The organism is Kitasatospora sp. NPDC059648 (assembly GCF_042734825.1).
GTDB lineage: Bacteria > Actinomycetota > Actinomycetes > Streptomycetales > Streptomycetaceae > Kitasatospora.
In genome coordinates, this window is the sequence record NZ_JBHWDU010000226.1 from 1 (window position 1) to 1,659 (window position 1,659).

A 1,659-nucleotide genomic window follows, 5' to 3' on the forward strand; every position below is an offset into this window, starting at 1 on the left:
CTCGTCGTCCCGGGTCTGTGGTTTGTCGGCGGTGTGGGGGTCAGTCGGCGTCCGAGCTGCCTAGCAGGATGGCGCTCTTGACGCCTCCGATCTGGTAGTTGAGGGTGAGCGCGTAGTCGAACTCGATGAGCCGGGTGTGGTTACCGGGGACGGGGTCGAAGCAGACGTTGTCGGCCGGCTCTTCGCAGTTCGCGGTGGGGCACACCTCGCCCTGTTCCAGCATCAGGAGGGTCAGTGCGACACCCAGGGCTCCCGCCGGGGCGCCGTTGTGGCCGAAGCAGGCTTCCTGGGAGGTCATGAGGAGGTCGGTGACGCCGTCTCCGTAGAGTTGCTTGGCCGCGTTGGCCTCGAAAGCGGTCACGACGACGTCGCCGTCGCTTCCGCCGTGGATGTAGGGGATCTGGCCGACGTCCCACCGGTCGCCGAGGCACTTGCGTACGGCGGCGACCAGCGAGGCGCCGTTCTCGTCGCTCGCGAGGGGGTTGGACAGGCCGTCGCGGGTCATGCCGTGTGACAGGACCTGGCCGTAGGTGTGCGCCCCGCGCTGCTCGGCGCGGCTGCGGCTTTCCAGTACCAGGGTCACCGAGCCTTCTCCGTGGTTCACGCAGTCGGCTCGCCGGTCGTACGGCCGCATGACCCGGTCGAAGGCCGGGAGCAGTTCGGGCATGCCGTCCACGCGGATGGAGTCGTAGGCGCGTTGGGCTCCGTGCAGGAGGCGTTGGACGTTCTGGATCACGTCGACGCCGAAGACGTCGACGCCGGTGACGACGGCGAGGTCGATGTCACCGTCGGCGATCATGCGGCGGGCGTTGCCGATCTGGACGGCGGAGGAGGCGCAGCCGCACGAGACGGTGAAGCAGGGGCCGGTCGTGCGCATGAGCGCTCCCTGGACCAGTGCCACGTCGGAAGGGGTGAGTCCCTGCTGGGCCCGGACGAACAGCTCCATGGCCTCGTGCGGGGCGGTGGTGCGCGCGTCGGCGTGCAGGACTTCGAGGTAGCTGGCGACGTTGGCGTCGATGCCGCCGCGCCCGACCAGGACGGCCGCGTCGCTCAGATCGCCTCCTCGGATGCTCAGTTGAGCGTCCGCACAGGCTTCCACGAGGGACACCAGGCCGTAGCGGTGGGCGTTGGTGTAGTGCTTGGAGAAGATGCCCGGCAGGTCCGGCAGGCGCTCGGCGAACGCCGCGTCCGGCAGGTCGACGGAGCCGTAGTACACGCCGTGGTGCTTCAGGCACGAGCGGCCGTTGGCGGCCACGTCCCAGACCTCGCCCAGGGTGAACAGCGGCCCCTCCTCGCCCGGCAGGCAGAACCCCATGCCGGTGACCATCGTGTCCCGGGCCCCGGGGCCGCCTCGCGGGCGGGCGGGGGAACGCCCGCTCACGACACGCACCCGGGAGTGCGGGACGGACGCTCTTTCCGTGCCGGTGCGGGAAGGTTGCTGATCATGGCTCACCTCGGGGTGTGGGGATGGGTGTGGCACCGGGCAGCGCCCGCAGCGGTGTGCTCGCCCGATGCCGGAGTCGGGGGCCGGGGGGGACGGTGGTGGGAGGGCTACTCGGCGATGGCGGTCCGGTACGACCACTGGTAGACGGGCATCAGCACGCCCCCGACATCCTTGAAGTCCTGCGTGAGAGCGAAGTGCTCATATCCGTTCCAGCG

At 69.9% G+C, this 1,659-nt stretch carries 2 protein-coding genes; both read right to left on the reverse strand.

Annotated elements, in window-relative coordinates:
• Positions 1-40: 40 nt before the first annotated feature.
• Positions 41-1,327 (reverse strand): beta-ketoacyl synthase N-terminal-like domain-containing protein, encoded by a 1,287-nt coding sequence (locus ACFV1W_RS40600; protein ID WP_380422601.1) that lies wholly within the window; start codon positions 1,325-1,327, stop codon positions 41-43.
• Between the two features lie 224 nt (positions 1,328-1,551).
• Positions 1,552-1,659 (reverse strand): DUF5988 family protein (locus tag ACFV1W_RS40605; RefSeq protein WP_380422603.1); only part of this gene is annotated, 108 nt, incomplete at its 5' end.